The sequence below is a fragment of the Pelagibacterium sp. H642 genome, from assembly GCF_031202855.1.
Classification (GTDB): domain Bacteria; phylum Pseudomonadota; class Alphaproteobacteria; order Rhizobiales; family Devosiaceae; genus Pelagibacterium.
Genome location: NZ_CP101829.1, coordinates 2,428,742 through 2,444,738 on the forward strand (window position 1 = coordinate 2,428,742; position 15,997 = coordinate 2,444,738).

At 63.7% G+C, this 15,997-nt stretch carries 17 protein-coding genes; 7 read left to right on the forward strand and 10 right to left on the reverse strand.

The features are described from left to right. Positions 1-20 precede the first annotated feature (20 nt). From NO934_RS11945 to NO934_RS11980, 8 genes are all read right to left on the reverse strand, one after another. The gene (locus NO934_RS11945; RefSeq protein ID WP_309160194.1) at positions 21-1,391 is read right to left on the reverse strand and encodes a sigma-54 dependent transcriptional regulator; all 1,371 of its coding nucleotides are present in this window, start codon (positions 1,389-1,391) and stop codon (positions 21-23) included. Between the two features lie 19 nt (positions 1,392-1,410). Next, the gene (fliN, locus tag NO934_RS11950) at positions 1,411-1,698 is read right to left on the reverse strand and encodes a flagellar motor switch protein FliN (protein WP_309163716.1); all 288 of its coding nucleotides are present in this window, start codon (positions 1,696-1,698) and stop codon (positions 1,411-1,413) included. 60 nt (positions 1,699-1,758) lie between these two features. Continuing rightward, positions 1,759-2,385, reverse strand: a complete 627-nt coding sequence (locus NO934_RS11955) for a FliH/SctL family protein (RefSeq protein WP_309160195.1) — start codon at positions 2,383-2,385, stop codon at positions 1,759-1,761. Beyond that, positions 2,382-3,461 (reverse strand): flagellar motor switch protein FliG, encoded by a 1,080-nt coding sequence (gene fliG / locus NO934_RS11960; protein WP_309160196.1) that lies wholly within the window; start codon positions 3,459-3,461, stop codon positions 2,382-2,384. Before fliG ends, NO934_RS11955 begins: the two co-directional genes overlap by 4 nt. 7 nt (positions 3,462-3,468) lie before the next feature. Next, complete coding sequence (fliF, locus tag NO934_RS11965; protein WP_309160197.1) at positions 3,469-5,100, reverse strand: flagellar basal-body MS-ring/collar protein FliF; 1,632 nt, start codon at positions 5,098-5,100, stop codon at positions 3,469-3,471. A gap of 267 nt (positions 5,101-5,367) precedes the next feature. After that, positions 5,368-5,646, reverse strand: coding sequence for a DUF1153 domain-containing protein (locus NO934_RS11970; protein ID WP_014131558.1), 279 nt, complete (start codon positions 5,644-5,646; stop codon positions 5,368-5,370). Between the two features lie 169 nt (positions 5,647-5,815). Next, positions 5,816-6,517, reverse strand: a complete 702-nt coding sequence (locus tag NO934_RS11975; protein WP_309160198.1) for a flagellar hook assembly protein FlgD — start codon at positions 6,515-6,517, stop codon at positions 5,816-5,818. Positions 6,518-6,528: 11 nt separating this feature from the next. Then, positions 6,529-7,920, reverse strand: a complete 1,392-nt coding sequence (locus NO934_RS11980; protein WP_309160199.1) for a flagellar hook-length control protein FliK — start codon at positions 7,918-7,920, stop codon at positions 6,529-6,531. 443 nt (positions 7,921-8,363) lie between these two features. Between NO934_RS11980 and mnmA the strand changes: the two genes are divergently transcribed. The 4 genes from mnmA to NO934_RS12000 all read left to right on the forward strand — a co-directional run bounded on the left by mnmA (position 8,364) and on the right by NO934_RS12000 (position 10,821). Next, entirely contained in the window at positions 8,364-9,512 is a 1,149-nt protein-coding gene (gene mnmA, locus NO934_RS11985) for a tRNA 2-thiouridine(34) synthase MnmA (protein ID WP_309160200.1), read from the forward strand. Between the two features lie 209 nt (positions 9,513-9,721). After that, positions 9,722-9,952, forward strand: coding sequence for an AbrB/MazE/SpoVT family DNA-binding domain-containing protein (locus NO934_RS11990; protein WP_309160201.1), 231 nt, complete (start codon positions 9,722-9,724; stop codon positions 9,950-9,952). Further along, positions 9,949-10,350, forward strand: coding sequence for a type II toxin-antitoxin system VapC family toxin (locus tag NO934_RS11995; RefSeq protein WP_309160202.1), 402 nt, complete (start codon positions 9,949-9,951; stop codon positions 10,348-10,350). The genes NO934_RS11990 and NO934_RS11995 overlap by 4 nt, the downstream gene beginning before the upstream one ends. 258 nt (positions 10,351-10,608) lie before the next feature. Next, a complete protein-coding gene (locus NO934_RS12000) occupies positions 10,609-10,821 on the forward strand; it encodes a KTSC domain-containing protein (RefSeq protein WP_309160203.1) in 213 nt (70 codons plus the stop codon). Here the strand turns inward: NO934_RS12000 and NO934_RS12005 are convergent. After that, on the reverse strand, positions 10,811-11,011 hold the full coding sequence (locus NO934_RS12005; protein WP_309160204.1) for a hypothetical protein: 201 nt from the start codon (positions 11,009-11,011) through the stop codon (positions 10,811-10,813). The two genes, NO934_RS12000 and NO934_RS12005, sit on opposite strands and share 11 nt — an antisense overlap. A 126-nt stretch (positions 11,012-11,137) precedes the next feature. Here NO934_RS12005 and NO934_RS12010 point away from each other — a divergent pair, with 126 nt between their 5' ends. Together NO934_RS12010 and NO934_RS12015 are read left to right on the forward strand one after the other, a co-directional pair. Continuing rightward, positions 11,138-11,665: a sigma-70 family RNA polymerase sigma factor gene (locus NO934_RS12010; RefSeq protein WP_309160205.1), complete on the forward strand. Its 528-nt coding sequence runs from the start codon at positions 11,138-11,140 to the stop codon at positions 11,663-11,665. A gap of 218 nt (positions 11,666-11,883) precedes the next feature. Then, entirely contained in the window at positions 11,884-13,605 is a 1,722-nt protein-coding gene (locus tag NO934_RS12015; RefSeq protein ID WP_309160206.1) for a VWA domain-containing protein, read from the forward strand. 46 nt (positions 13,606-13,651) lie between these two features. On the opposite strand, the gene NO934_RS12020 is transcribed toward NO934_RS12015, so the two are convergent. Beyond that, positions 13,652-14,605 (reverse strand): ring-cleaving dioxygenase, encoded by a 954-nt coding sequence (locus NO934_RS12020; RefSeq protein WP_309160207.1) that lies wholly within the window; start codon positions 14,603-14,605, stop codon positions 13,652-13,654. A gap of 151 nt (positions 14,606-14,756) precedes the next feature. Here NO934_RS12020 and NO934_RS12025 point away from each other — a divergent pair, with 151 nt between their 5' ends. After that, a complete protein-coding gene (locus tag NO934_RS12025; protein ID WP_309160208.1) occupies positions 14,757-15,995 on the forward strand; it encodes a putative DNA modification/repair radical SAM protein in 1,239 nt (412 codons plus the stop codon). The last annotated feature ends 2 nt before the right edge of the window (positions 15,996-15,997 follow it).

A 15,997-nucleotide genomic window follows, 5' to 3' on the forward strand; every position in this document is an offset into this window, starting at 1 on the left:
CGGGAGGGGCGCCGCTACGCTCATGCGGCGCTAATGCGGGGCTCGCCGGGAGCGGGGATGTTCGCTCCTTCATCGGCGTATTGGTTGAGCTTGTTGCGCAGCGTCCGGATCGAGATGCCGAGGATGTTGGCCGCATGCGTGCGGTTGCCCAGGCAATGGCTGAGGGTATCGAGGATCAGATCGCGCTCGACATCTGCGACAGTGCGCCCGACCATTGAGCGGGAGACCGCTTCGGCGGCCTGGGCGGCCTGGCTGGCGAGGGAATGGCTGGCGACAGCTTCGGCCAGTCCGGTGCCATCGGGCATGCGGATGGCTTCGGGCTCGATGACGTTGCCCTCGGAAAGCAGCACGGCGCGATGGAGAGTGTTTTCCAGCTCGCGGACATTGCCCTGCCAGGGCGCCTTGAGCAGCTCGTCGCGCGCTGCCTGGGAAAGCACGCGCTGGGTGAGCCCGTTTGCCGCCGAATAGCGGGCGACGAAATGCTCGGCCAAGGCGACAATATCGCCGGGACGTTGCCTCAGGGGCGGGAGCTTGAGGTTGACGACGTTGAGGCGGAACAGAAGGTCCTCGCGGAAGCGCCCTTCCTTGACTTCGAGCGCCAGGTCGCGGTTGGAGGTGGCAAGAATGCGGATATTGACCGGCACTGGCCGAGTGCCGCCGACGCGGTCGATCACCCGTTCCTGGATGGCGCGCAGCAGCTTGGCTTGCAGGCGGAAATCCATTTCCGAGATTTCATCGAGCAGGAGCGTGCCGCCATTGGCCTCCTCGAACTTGCCGATGCGGCGCGCGACGGCGCCGGTGAAAGCACCCTTTTCGTGCCCGAACAGTTCGGATTCGAGCAGGTGTTCGGGGATGGCGGCGCAGTTGATGGAAATGAAGGGGCGGCTGGCGCGCTTGGAGCGGGCGTGGAGGTATTTGGCCATCACCTCCTTGCCGGTGCCGCTTTCGCCGGTGATGAGCACGGAAGCGTCCGAGCCGGCAATCTGATCGGCGAGTTTCACGACCTTGGCCATGGCCGGATCGCGGTAGAGGAGATCGGAATTTTCCCGCGCCACGGCGGCGATCACGGCGGCGATCAGCTCGGCATCGGGGGGGAGGGGGATATATTCCTTGGCGCCGGCGCGGATCGCGTTGACCGCCGCCGCCGCGTTGGTCTCGGTGCCGCAGGCGACAACCGGAATGTGGATGCGTTCGGCTTCGAGGGCGGCGATCAGGGCCGGGATATCGACCATAACATCGACCAGCAGCAGATCGGCGCCCTTGCCCGAGCGCAGGGTTGCGAGAGCAACATCGATGGTTGCCGCATGGGCGACCTTGGCGCCGCCATCCATGGCCATCTTGGAGGCCTGGCTGAGTTGTCCCTCGAGAGCACCGATGATGAGTAAGCGCATTGTCTAATTCTCCCCGGAACTAACCGGCTTTGATGATTTCGGTCATGGTGACGCCCAGGCGCCCCTCGACCAGGACGATCTCGCCGCGGGCGACGAGACGGTCGTTGACATAGATGTCGATGGCCTCGCCCACCTGGCGGTCGAGTTCGACCACGGTGCCGATATCCATCTTCAAAAGCTTGGCCACCGGCATCTTGGTGCGGCCCAGGACCACCGAGAGGCGGACGGGCACGTCGAAGACCGCTTCGAGATCGGATGCGGATTTTTCCCCGGCAGCGGTTTCGCCGCTGTCGATATCCGCAAGCATTTCCTCAAAGGAGATGCCGTCGGGAGCGGTGTGGATGTCGTCGTCGCCATTGGCCATGGATCAGTCTCCCTGCTTGGCGCCGCGGGCCGCGAGATAGGCGGAGATGCGGGTGTTGATTTCACTGGAAATGGCGTTGATGTCGCGCACAAGCCCGCCATCGGCCCATTCGAGGCGCCCATCGCCCAGCCGGATGTCGGGATCGCCCAGAACGACGAGGCGACCGGAAAATCCCGAAACCTTCATGCGCTCCTCGGCGATCGTCTTGACCGCATCGCAGAGATCGGGATGGCAGCGGATCACCAGATGCGGGGCGTTCTCAAGCGAGGCCATGCATTCGCCGATCAGCGCGGCGATTTCGGCCTGAGGCTGGCGGGCAAGCAGGTGCGCGGCAAGCTTGCGGCCCACCGAAGCGGCGAGCTCGACCGATTGGGCGAGGTGCCGCTGTTCGTAGGCTCCGATGGTTCCGACCATCTCGGCGACCTGGACGGCCAGCTTTTCAGCCGATTTGGCGAGAGCGGCGGCCGATTGCGCCTCGACGGCCTTCTGCCCTGCGGCCACGCCCTGGCGATAGCCTTCCTCGCGGGCGGCAGCGAGAAGCTGGTTGAATTCGTCCTCGGGCAGCACCTTGTTGGCGGGCGGCTTGCGGGCGAGATCAAGGTCGAAGGTGAATTTGTGGGCGACGCTCACGCGATCATCTCCTCATCGGCCTTGCCCTTGTTGATGACGATCTCGCCCCGCGCCGCCAGATCCTTGGCGGTGTTGACCAGGCGGGCCTGGGCTTCGTCCACGTCCTTCAATCGCACCGCGCCCATGCCTTCCATGTCGTCGCGCATCATGCCGGCGGCGCGGGCGGACATGTTGGCAAAGAAGAAGTCACGCGCCTGATCCGATGCGCCCTTGAGGGCGAGGGCCATTTCGCGCTTGTCGAAATTCTGCAGGAGCGTCTGGATGGCCGCGGATTCGAGGCGGGTGAGGTCGTCGAAGGTGAACATCAGCGCCTTGATGCGTTCGGCGCTGTCGCGGCTGAGATCTTCGAGCGCGGTCATGAAGCGCGCCTCGGTCTGGCGATCGAAGGCGTTGAAGATATCGGCCATCTGCTCATGGCTGTCGCGGCGCTGGGTGTGGGAGAGCGTCGACATGAACTCGGTGCGCAGGGTGGATTCGATCTTTTCGAGGATTTCCTTTTGCACCGGATCGATCGAGAGCATGCGCTGGACGACGTCCATGGCCAGTTCTTCGGGCAGGACGGAGAGAACGCGGGAAGCATGATCGGGCGTGATCTTGGTGAGCACCACGGCGATGGTCTGGGGGTACTCGTTCTTGAGATAGCTCGCGAGGATGTCTTCCTGAACGTTGGAAAGCTTTTCCCAGATGTTACGGCCGGCGGGGCCACGGATTTCCTCCATGATCTGCTCGACCCGATCCTGGGGCAGGAAGGAGAGCAGCAGGCGTTCGGTGGTGTCAGTATTGCCCGCCATGGTGCCGGTGGAGGAGACGCCCATGATGAACTCGGCCAGAAGTTCATCGAGCATTTCCTGGGTGATGGGGCCCAGGCGCACCATGGCGCGCGAGAGCACGCGGATTTCGATCTCGTCGAGCTCTTCGAGGATGGGACGGCCGAAATCGGGGCCGAGCGCCAAAAGCAGGGCAGCGGCCTTTTCGTCACCGCGCATCTCGCGCTGGGTTGCGTCTGCCCCGACCTGAATCCCCTGCCGCATGGGATCGGTGGTCAGTGAGGCGTTGGTAGGTTCGGTAAGCGCCATAATCGTCCTATGCCGCTTCGCTCAACCAGTCGCGCACGATGAGCGAAGCCTGTTTTGGATTTTCCTCGACGAGTTCGCCGACCATCTTGAGGGCCTTGACCTGGGATTCGCCCAGGGACTTGGCCTGCTCCAGCCAGGCTTCGGTCGCCATTTCCCGGGCGCGGGCAAGGGCCGCGGGGTCTTCCTCGGGCTCCTGATATTCTGCCGGAACGCTGGCGGTGGGGGGCAGGGCAAGGGGTTGAGGTTCGGGCGTGAGCACCTTCTTGACCAGAGGACGCATCACAAAGAGCACCAGCGCCAGGGCGATCAGCAGGGTGACGGCCATTTCGGCAAAGCGCATCAGGTCGGCCTGGGTGAATTCGAACAGACCCGGAGCCTCGGTGCCCGCTTCGATGCCGGGACGTTCGGCGAACTGCATGTTGACCACTTCGACCTGATCGCCGCGCGATTCGTCATAGCCCATGGCGGTGCGCACCAGCGCGGTGATCTGGTCGAGCTCTTCCTGGCTGCGGGGCTGGTAGGTGGCCGTGCCGGCTTCGTCATAGGTGTAGATGCCGTCAACGACCACGGCGACCGAAAGCCGCTCGATACCCCCGGCCTCGGTGACCTGGGTCTCGGTGGTCGAGGAAATCTCGTAATTGAGGGTTTCTTCGAGCGAAGACGAGGAATGCTGGGTGCCGCCGGCGCCATTGGCGCCCTGCTCGCTGGCGCCGGGCAATTCGTTGGCGACGGTCACTTCGCCCGTATTGCCGGGGCCGGTGGACTGGTCGCCCGATTCCACCAACTGGGAGGAGCGCACGACCTGGCCTTCGGGATCGAAAACTTCGGACGTGCGGGTGGAGCGGTTGAGATCGAGTTCGGCGGCAACCTGCACGCGGGCCCGGCCCAGGCCGACGACCGAAGCCAGCAGTTCTTCGATGCGGGTGCGCATCCGGCTTTCGATGCCCAGGGTGCGCTCCTCGAGCGCCTGGGCGGTGACGGAGATTTCGCCTTCGCCAGACCCGGAGGCCAGAAGGGTGCCGGAGCTGTCGACGATCGAAACCGAATTGGGCGAAAGTCCCTCGATGGCCGAGGCGACAAGGTGCTGGATGGCACGGATTTCGCCGGACGAAAGCTGGCCGCGGACGGTGAGAACGATGGAAGCGGAAGGCTCTTGGATGTCGCGGCGGAACAGTTCGCGCTCGGGCAGGACAAGGTGCACACGCGCGCTCTGGACGCGCGAGAGCGCACCGATGGTGCGGGCCAGTTCGCCTTCGAGAGCCCGAATGTGATTGATGTTCTGAACGAAGCTGGTGGCGCCGAGCGTCGATTGGTTGTCGAAGATTTCGTAGCCGACCTGACCGCGGGCCGGCAGGCCATCCTGGGCCAACGACATGCGGATGGTGGTGATCTGGTCGCGCGGGGCCAGGATCGTCGCGCCCTCGGAGCGAATCTCATAGGGCGTGCCCATGGCGCCCAGTGCCTCGATGATGGCAGCCGAATCGTCGAATTCGAGATTGGTGTAGAGCGGGGCGAGCTGGGGGGCGGTCGAGCGGACGATGATGAAGGCGAAAAAGCCGATGAGCATGACGGCGACCACCGCCATGGCGGCAATACGTGCCACGCCGAGCTTGCCCAGCAATTCCCCCAACTGATTCACGCGGCGCCCTCTGCCCGATACGTCTAAATATGCGGGCAAACCAAATCGCCGAGCCCACTGGGCAAAATATGCCTAGCGTATGGTAAACAAGGTGTTAACCGGCTCTATCATAATGCAAAAAACCGGCAAATCCTGCCGGCTTGCGGTGAACGGGGCGTCGATGCACTGGGGAAAATCTTAGCGAAGCGCAAAACACAAAACCCGTCACGCGGGGCGCGACGGGTTTTGGAGATTGATGCGCATAAAGCGGGGGCGGAGGAGCGTGGCTCAACCTTCCCGGTAGTGCTGAATCCAAGTGGTGCGCAGGCCGGCAAGGCCGTGTTTGTCGATGGCAGCCTGCCAATTGAGGAATTCATCGACACTGAGGGTATAGCGCTCGCAAGCCTCTTCGAGGCTCAGGAGCCCGCCGCGAACGGCGGCCACGACCTCGGCCTTGCGACGGATAACCCAGCGCTTCGTATTGGGCGGCGGAAGATCGGCGATGGTCAGCGGACTGCCATCGGGCCCGATCACGTACTTTACGCGCGGACGCATCTGTACGGTCATTTTACTCTCTACTCAACCTGACCATAACCAGAGTTCACACTAACGCGTGTCGCTTAAAAATTGGCTAAGCGGAAACTTACAACCAGTTAACAAGACATGCAGAATGCCATCGCAAAACGCGAGGCATGCGGGCGCAGGGCGAGCAAAATCAAGGAGATAGGATATAAGGCTAGGCCGCTTCCGCTTCGGGATCGGGGTCCTGGGCGGGCGGCGGCATATCGGCGTGTACGGCGGTGACCGAGGAAAGCGGAATGCGCAGGTCGCCGATGATGAGATAGGGCTCGGTGCCGCTGACATCGACCCCCTCGACGATACCCATCATCTCGGTCGTGACCGGGACATATTGGCCGTTTGTGTTGCGGGCATCGATGGTGATGGTGAAGCGGCCTGAGGTGAGCTTTTCACCGGTGTTGGTGGTGCCGTCCCAGACGATGCGGTCGGTGCCGGCCTTGAGCGATAGGGACTCGGTATAGACGGTGTTGCCGTTGGCGTCCTTGATGGTGACGGTGGTGTTTTCGGCGGGGTTTTCAATACGATAGATCCAACTCGCCGAGCCATCGACCAGATCGGTGGAGGCGCCCGAGGCGGTGACGGTCTTGCCGACATAGCCCACCGCCTGGGAATTGGTCGAGTTCTGGGATGACTGCATCATCGCCTCAAGGAACTCGTTGGTCTTAAGCTGTTGTTCCACCGAGGTGAATTGCACGAGCTGCTGGGTGAACTGATTGGTGTCGAGCGGTTCGAGCGGGTTCTGGTTCTTGAGCTGGGTGATCAGCAGTTGCAGGAAGGTATCGAAATTGTCGGCAATGGTCTGGCGCGAGGAGCCCAGGCTCGATCCGCTCGAGGTGGTGTTGGAAACTGCGTCGACCATTGTCTAATTCCTCATACCCAAAGGTTGACGGCGTCGAGCCGTGCGTAGCCCCGCATATACGGGTTGGGATCTGCGTTTGTGGTTGTGATCGAGGGGTCTGTACCCGCGTTCACAGCAATTGTTGTGCGCCAGGGGGATTTTTCGGGCTCGTCATGAGCGTTCCCACCCTGTTGCTGCAGCGAAAATTCGAGCTCGGTCTTGGCCGAGTCCAAACCCGCATCGGCGAGCGCGCGTTCGAGGGCGCGCTGGTCGCGCTGGAGCAGGTCGAGGGTTTCGCTCCGCTCGACGGCGAGACGGGCGACGACGTTGCCGGAGGTGTCCACTTCCATGCGCACATCGATGCGGCCCAGTTCGGCGGGATTTAATTTGATCTCGAAACGGGAGGTGCCGTTCTGGACGTGGCGGGAAATCTCGGCGGCGATGTGGGGCAGGTTCACCTGCACCTCGGGCCGCTGGTAGAGCGCCGCTTCGGGGCGGATGGCGGCGGAAGTGCCCGGCGTGGGGGCCTGGGATTGGGGCGAGGCGATGGTGAGGCCATCGGGCGTTTCGAGCTCGGGCGCTGTCGGAGCAGTGGAAGCGGCGGTGCCGGTGGCAGCGCTGGATTGCGGTTGGGCGGGGCGGGCATCGGCGGTGGGGGCCGGTTGCTGGCCGTCCCGGACGAGCGAGCGGTCCGATTGCGGCGCGGCGTCCTTGAGGGTGATTTCGGGTGCGGGCTGGGCCGGTTTTTGCTCGGTGGTGGCGGTGGCCTGTTCCTCAATGGTCGCGGCGGCGTTGAGCCTGGTTTCGCTCTCGATATGGCGGATCGAGGTCGCGGCTATGGCCTGTTCGTCGGCGAGCGCGGATTGGATCGCCGCCGCGTGCCCGTCCAGGGTGCGGGCGAGCCCTGTCAGCCGGGTGGCGAGTTCGGGAGCGGTTTCACGTAGATTGTCGGCGATCTCGGCGGAAAGGCCCGCGAGGGCGTCGAAGGGCGCCGTCGCGCTCTCGGCGGTGTCGAGGCCGAGGGTGGAGGTGAGGTCGGCGAGGGCGGCAAAAGCCGGCGTTTCCGGCAAAGGCAGGGGTGCGCCTTGATCGAGAAGGGTTTCGATGCCGGCGAGCAGGTTTTCGAGTTCGTCGAGATCGATTTCGTCCAGCGGACCGTCCTTGAGCTTTTCCGAAAGACCGGAGAGCTTTTCGAGAAGCGCGGAAAGTTCGGAGGCGAGTTCGATTGCCGCGGGGGTGGCGGTGAGATCGGCCGGCATCGGGTTTGCCGGAGATGCGCCGATGGTCCGGCCGGACGCGGCTGGTTCGTTCACGGCGATGAGGCTGGCGAAATCGGGCGCGGTCGGCGTGCTGGCGGCGAGCTTGTCAATGGGCGCGCCAAGCAGGGGGGCGGATTTGGGGGCGATGGCGATCGGGTTGGTCACTGCCGTCGAACTCTTGGGGTGTACACACTTGGTCAGGAAGGCTTCATGCAAGGGGGGTGCCAAGTGGCTTTGGGAAGAAAACCCAATTCCCTCAATTGGTTGGCTGTGGTGTTCGATAGGTGAGGGCGGCAAAAAGGGTGAGTGGGGGCAAAAAATGCCGGGGCGACGGTGGCGTGGGGAAGGTGGGGCAGAAACTTCTTCGGGATTCGCGGGAGCCTTGTGGGTCTCCGGGTCAGGCCCGAAGACGACGACGATGGTGGAGGGTTGGGGCAGTTATCAAACGAGAGCAAGTTGAGGGCGCATCCGTTGCGAGGGAGAAGCAGGTGTGTTGGGCGGTGGTGTTGAAGTCCGAAGCCAATGGGCGTAAATAGCCGGTCCTTAGCGCGCCGCCATTGGCGGTTGCGGTTTGTCCGCTGGCCCTTGACCCCAACCGGATGAGAAAAATGGTGAACTCTCTTGGTTTCGACCGCGCGCCGGGCGAAACGCGTGTCGTCGTCGCAATGTCGGGCGGCGTCGATTCTTCCGTCGTTGCCGGACTTCTGGCCCGTGAGGGCTATGAGGTGATCGGCGTTACCCTTCAGCTCTACGACCACGGCGAAGCCACGTTCCGCAAGGGATCGTGCTGCGCGGGGCAGGATATCCACGACGCGCGACGCGTGTCGGCGACGCTGGGTATTCCGCACTATGTGCTCGATTACGAGGAGCGGTTCCGCAAGGCCGTAATCGAGCCGTTCGCCGAGAGCTATGCGCTGGGCGAGACGCCGATCCCGTGCGTTTCGTGCAACCAGTCGGTCAAGTTCGTGGATTTGATGGAGGTGGCGCGGGATTTGGGGGCAGACTGCCTGGCGACGGGACATTACGTGCGCTCGCGGCTGGTGGACGGCAAGCGGCAGCTCCTGCGCCCGCTCGACGGGGACAAGGACCAGACCTATTTCCTGTTCGCGACGACGGCGGGGCAGCTCGACTTCCTGCGCTTTCCGCTGGGGAACATGACCAAGGACGAAACCCGCGCGCTGGCTCGGGAGATGGGGCTGGCGATCGCGGACAAGTCCGACAGCCAGGACATCTGTTTCGTGCCGCGCGGCAGCTATTCGGACGTGATCAAGAAGTTGATGCCGGAGGCCGAAAAACCCGGCGAGATCGTCGATACCGCCGGCACGGTGCTCGGCCAGCACAAGGGGATCATCCACTATACGGTGGGGCAGCGGCGCGGGCTGGGGATCGCCTCGGGCGAACCGCTTTATGTGCTGAGACTCGATGCCAGGACCCAGCGCGTGGTGGTGGGGCCGCGTTCGGCGCTCTCGACCCATACGGTGCGGCTGCGGGACGTCAACTGGCTGGGCCCCAGGCCGCTTGTCGAGATGGCAACCGGCAACGGGCTGGCGCTGGAGGCCAAGGTACGCTCTACCCGCGCGCCGCAGGAGGCCGTGGTGCAGGTGCGCGACGGCGAAGTGTATGTGACGCTGATCGCCGGGGAAACGGGGATCGCGCCGGGGCAGGCGTGCGTGCTCTATTCCGACGACAGCGACGACGCGCAGGTGCTTGGGGGCGGGTTTATCGCCGAAGCCGTACCGGCGGCGCTAGTGGCTTGAGATGGGGGTGGGGCGGCTGCAATCGCAATCTTCTGCGCTTCCGGTGCTCACGTACATTAAGGACGCTCCGCTCCGGTTCTCAGAGATCACAATTTTCGCCGCGCCCTGACCCGAATTGACACCCGCCGGGTCCGGCCAAGACCAAGTCTTGAAAAGCCGACTATATGGTAATACCTTTGTCAATCATAGGTATTACTTCGAGATTGGTCATGGCAACGACGGTGACGGCGAAGGGGCAGGTGACGATTCCCAAGCCGGTGAGGGATTTGCTGGGAATCGAACCGGGCAGCAAGGTGGATTTCGTTCGAGGGGCGGATGGAAGCATCGTGCTCCGGCGCGCGGGCAAGGAGCAGAAAAGGCGGTTCGACAAACTGCGGGGTCATGCGGGCGAAGGGCTGGGGACCGACACCATTTTGGCGCTGACGCGCGGGGAGGCATGATCCTCGTCGACACCAACGTTCTTTTGGACCTAGTGACCGATGACCCCAACTGGGCGGATTGGTCGTCGGCGCAGCTCGAGGCGGCCAGCCTCAATGGTCCATTGTTGATCAACGATACGATCTATGCCGAGCTTTCCGTGCGTTACCAGCGCATCGAGGCGCTCGACGATTTCGTGGCGTTGGCTGGCCTGGAGTTTCTCGAAATGCCGCGTGCGGCGCTGTTTCTGGCGGGAAAAGTGTTCGTGCAATACCGGCGGGCGGGCGGAACACGCAGCGGCGTTTTGCCCGACTTTTTCATCGGGGCGCAGGCGGCGATCTCGAGATTGCCGCTGCTGACGCGGGATCCAAGCCGTTATCGGACATATTTCCCCACCGTTGCTCTGGTCGCGCCGGAGTGATGGCGGTCAGCCTGTGGAAAGCTGCCACAGCGGCGCGCACCTTGCTCCGGGGCAAGCCCGGGGTGACATATTGGGCGCGCGGCGAAGGCGGGGCCTAACCTCTTCTGTGGCTTGCGGATCACGGGGCACCACGAAGATGACGAGACGGAGAGGTGGGCCGACTACAGCCCTGCGTTTTACGCGCCGATCGTCCCGTGAACCATCGCGGCGTGTCGATCGTTTCTTTTGAGCGGGCGGGTGCCCGGTTCGGAGATCGACATGCCGTCAAGCGTGATCAAACGGTCCGAATATGATCCGGAGCGGCAGGTGCTGACGATTTGGTTCTTGCCCTCGGGGCGGGCCTATGATTATCGGGATGTGCCGCCCAAGGTATACGACAGGCTGCGGCAGGCGACGTCGAAAGGGCGGTTCTTCAATGCCCATATCCGCGATCACTACCCCTTTACCCAGCGTGACACGGTTACGGGTTAGCCGATTGCTGGGCGGCCAGGGCTTCGGCTTCGGCGGCGGCCTCGGCGGCTTCCTGGTCGGAGCGGAAATTGCCCGCGTCCCATTCGTTCAATGTCCCGAAAATCGTGGCGCCAATCGTGACGATGGCGACGACGCCGAAGATCAAAAGGACGATGCGGTTGCCCCAATTGGGCTTTACGGGCTCGGTCATTGCAAGCTCCTGGCGGGAAATGATGTCTGGCCCCTGTCATAGTTTCGGCGGAGAAAAAATTCCAAGGATATTGCCGCGCCAATCGTCACACGTGCAAATAGGCGCGGGTGAAGGCGAAGGGCGAGCGTGGACGAGAGACGGGCAGCGGACGACACGGTAGCGCGCGCGGCTCGCGGCGACCGGGCGGCGTTCGCGGCGCTCGTTGCCGAGCACTACGATTTTCTCTACCGCACGGCCTATAAATGGTGCGGCGAGCGGGCCGATGCCGAGGATGTGGCCCAGGACGTCTGCATCAAGCTCGCCACGGCGATTGCAGGGTTCGACGGGCGTTCCGCGTTCACGAGCTGGCTCTATCGCATCGTGCTCAATGCGGTGCGCGACCGGCAGCGGCAGGGCGCGCGGCGCAGCCGGCAGATCGCCGCGCTCAAGCTGGTCAGCGCCGAGGCGGCGCCGGCCGACCAGGAAAGCGCGGCAACCCAGACCCAGATCTGGCGGGCGGTGCGCGCCCTGCCCGAAAAGCAGCGCGATGCGGTGCTGCTGGTCTATGGCGAGGACATGAGCCACGCCGAAGCGGCCGCCATCATGGATGTGAGGGAAGCAACGGTCTCCTGGTATGTGCATGAGGCCAAGAAGGCCCTCAAGGGGTTGGTATGACGACCATGGACGACAAGCTCAGATCAGCGACGAAACCAGCGGCCCCGCCGCCCAGCCTCTCGGCGCGCGAGGCGGCGATGGCGGTGGCCATGGCAGCCTTCGATGCGGCGCACGGGCAAAGCAGCGTCGAGGGCGAAAAAAATGCGTCTCCCGGCCAAGGATCATCGGAGGGGGGACGTCTCAGATCCATTGTTTCCAGATTTAAAGGAAATTGGACAATGGATATGCGCGTTTCATTGGCCGCCGGACTTGCCGCCATCGCCGTGCTGCCGCTCGGTGTGGCGATGATGAACCAGACGGCGTTGAGCCCCATCGACCAGCTTTGGGAGCGGGCGGACTCTTCGGCGTCCGTCGAGGCGCAACCGGCTGCGCGCGAGGCGGACCAGGTGGCGGAAACGCCGGCCGCCGCCGAAGCGGAAAGCCTGATGGAAAGTAGCGATGCAGCGATTGCCCCGGCGCCCATGCCGGCGCCGGCAATCGCCCCGGCGGCTCCGGCCATGGTGCAAAGGCAGATGTCCGAACTGCCCGCGGTTTTGGCCGAGCCCGAGCAGGGGGACCGGTTCGCCGGCTTCGAGGAGGGAGGGGTGCATACGGTTCGCGAGACGCCGGTTTCGACCTTTTCGATCGACGTGGACACCGCTTCGTATGCCTATGTGCGGCGCATGCTGGAGATGGGCCAGGTTCCGCCCGCCGAGGCGATCAGGGTCGAGGAGCTGATCAACTATTTCGACTATGATTATCCCTCCCCGCAGGACGATGCGCCGTTCGCGCCAGAGATCAGCGTCACCGACTCGCCCTGGAATCCGGAAAACCGGCTGGTGCATATCGGGGTCGAAGGGGAGAGCGTGGACCTCGAGACGGCTCCTCCGGCCAATCTCGTGCTGCTGATCGACACTTCGGGCTCGATGGATGCGCCTGACAAGCTCGCGCTGCTCAGGCGGGCCTTTGCCATGCTCGTCAACGAGATGGGCCCCGAGGATACGATTTCGATCGTCACCTATGCGGGGAACGCCGGGGTGGTGCTGGAGCCCACCAAGGGGGGCGAGAAAGCGGAAATCCTCGCCGCGCTCGACAACCTCGTGCCGGGCGGATCGACGGCGGGGGCCGAGGGGATCGAAGCGGCCTATCGGCTCGCCGAGCAGGCGATGGTCGAGGGAGGCACCAACCGGGTGCTGCTGGCGACGGACGGGGATTTCAACGTCGGGATCGCCGATCCCGAGGGGCTGGAGCGGCTGATCGAAGACAAACGCGACGAGGGGATATTCCTCTCCGTGCTCGGGTTCGGCACCGGCAATTACGACGACCAGACCATGCAGACCCTGGCCCAGGCGGGCAATGGCAACGCCGCCTATATCGACAGCTACACCGAGGCCCGGCGGGTGCTGGTCGAACAGATGGGCGGCACGCTCGTGACCATCGCCAAGGACGTCAAGATCCAGGTGGAATTCAACCCCGAAACGGTCTCGGAATACCGGCTGATCGGCTATGAGACGCGAGCCCTGGCGCGCGAGGATTTCAACAACGACGCCGTCGATGCAGGGGACATCGGGGCAGGACATACGGTGACGGCGATCTATGAGATCACGCCGGTGGGCGCGCGCGGGCTGGTCGATCCGCTGCGCTATGGCGACGAAGCGGCGCCGAGCGGGGAAGGGAGCGAATATGGCTGGTTCAAGCTGCGCTACAAGGAACCCGACGCCGAGGCCTCGCAATTGATCGAGGCGCCGATCCCGGTGGGCGAGGTGGCGATGGAGGGGGATATCGCATTCGCGACGGCAGTGGCCGCGTTCGGGCAAAAGCTACGCGGATCGGATTGGCTGGCGGCGATGGATTGGGACGAGATCGCCGCGCTGGCCCAAGAGGGGAGAGGCGAGGACGCGAACGGCCGGCGGGCCGAGTTCATCGGGCTGGTGGGAACAGCCCAGAGCCTGCTGGAGTGAAAGCGAAAAGGCCCGGGCGATCCCGGGCCTTTTCTTTTGGGGCTGGTCAGTCGATGGGCTTCAGTCCCGCCTCGATCTGAGCGCGCTTGGGCTCGAGGAAGGGCGGCAGGGCGAGGTGTTCGCCCAGGGTTTCCATGGGCTCGTCGACATCAAAGCCGGGGCCGTCGGTGGCGATTTCGAACAGGATGCCATTGGGCTCGCGGAAATAGAGCGAGGTGAAATAATAGCGCTCCACTTCCCCCGAGGTGCGCAGGCCGGCCTGGGCGGTGCGGGCCACCCATTTGTCGAACTGGGCCTTGTCGGGCGTTCTGAACGCAACATGATGGACGCCGCCGGCGCCGGGGCGGGCGAAGGGCAGGTCGGGCTCGACCGCCACGTGCAATTCGGCCGACGCTCCGCCATCGCCCATGGCAAAGACATGGACCTCCCCCTGCCCGGTGGTGGCCGGATGGGTGCGGACCTTGCGCATGTTCATCACGGTCGTCAGCACCGGCTCGGTACGGGCGAGATCGGGAACGCTCATGGTGATGGGCCCCAGGCCCTTGATCTGCCGCTCGGCCGGGACGGGGCTCTTGTCCCAGGGATGGGCACCGCCCGCACGGGTATCGTTGACCAGACGCAGGCGCTGGCCCTCGAAATCCTCGAAATCGAGCGACATGTGACCGGCGCGCTCGGCGATGTCGGAGGTTTTGACGTTGTTGGCGTCCAGATGCTCCTTCCACCAGGCGAGCGAGGATTCGCCCTCGACGCGGAAGGCGGTGCGCACGACCGAGTGGGTGCCGCGTTGTTCGGGCGGAGTGGGCCAATCAAAGAAGGTGATATCCGAGCCGGGGCTGGCGCGGCCATCGCCGTAGAACAGGTGATAGGCGGTGGTATCGTCCTGATTGACGGTGCGCTTGACCAGCCGCAGGCCGAGAACCTTAGTGTAAAAGCGTAGGTTCTCACGCGCGTTGGCGGTGACGGCGGTGAGGTGATGCAGTCCAGTAAGATCGAGGGCCATGATGGTCTCCTGTGTTCGCTGCGATCAAGGTAGACGCTCGGCGGGTTCGGCAAAACGGGGGTAAACCGAATTCATTATTCGGGGACCGTGAACGATCACATTTTTCGTGAGGGAGCTTGTGACGGACCGGATGAGAACATAACATGAACAAATGGTACAGCTCAGCCTCACCCGCAAACTCGCGATTCTGTCGGATGCCGCCAAATACGACGCCTCCTGCGCGTCGAGCGGATCGGAAAAACGTTCGGCCAAGGCGACCGGCGGGATCGGCTCGACGGCGCCGGGAAGCGGGATCTGCCACGCCTATGCGCCGGACGGGCGATGCATATCGCTGCTCAAGGTGCTGCTCACCAATTTCTGCGTCTATGACTGCGTTTATTGCGTCAACCGCTCGTCGTCCAACGTGGAGCGGGCACGGTTTTCGGTCGAGGAGGTGGCAAAGCTCACCCTCGATTTCTACAAGCGCAACTATATCGAAGGGTTGTTCCTCTCCTCGGGGATCATCCGCTCGCCCGACTATACCATGGAAGAGATGGTGCGCGTGGCAAAGAGCCTGCGCGAGGAGCACGGATTCGCCGGCTATATCCATCTCAAGATCATTCCCAATGCGGCGCCTGAACTGCTGGCCGCGGCGGGGCGATATGCGGACAGGCTTTCGACCAATATCGAAATGCCCACCGACCAGGGGTTGGGCCGGTTTGCGCCCGAAAAGCGGCCGGGGGAAATCCGCACGGCCATGGCGCGGGTGAGCCAGGCCCATGAGGCGGCGCAGCCAGAAGCCAAGGCGCGGCACAGGCCGGATCGGTTCGCGCCGGCGGGGCAATCGACGCAGATGATCGTTGGGGCGGAAGCTTCGAGCGACGCGATCATCCTCAACCGCAGCGCGGCGCTTTATGCGGGATATCGGCTCAAGCGCGTCTATTATTCGGCCTTTTCGCCCATACCGGATTCAAGCTCGAAGCTGCCTTTGGTCAAGCCGCCGCTGATGCGCGAGCACCGGCTCTACCAGGCCGATTGGCTGATGCGGTTCTATGGCTTTGAGGTGGGTGAAATCTCGGATGCGACCGAGGGCGGCATGCTCGACCTCACGATCGACCCCAAGCTCGCCTGGGCGCTGAAATCGCGGCACCTGTTTCCGGTCGACGTCAACAGGGCCGACAAGGCGATGCTGTTGCGGGTGCCCGGATTGGGTCTCAAGGCGGTGGAGAAGATTCTTGCGGCGCGCCGGCATCACAGCCTGCGGCTGGAGGATGTGGGTCGGGTGTGCGCAAGCCTTAGGGCGGTGCGGCCGTTCATCGAAACGATCGACTGGACGCCGGGGGCGACGCTCGATGCAGGCGATCTCAAGGCGCGGCTGGCACCCAAGCCCAAGCAGATGAGCCTCTTTTAAAA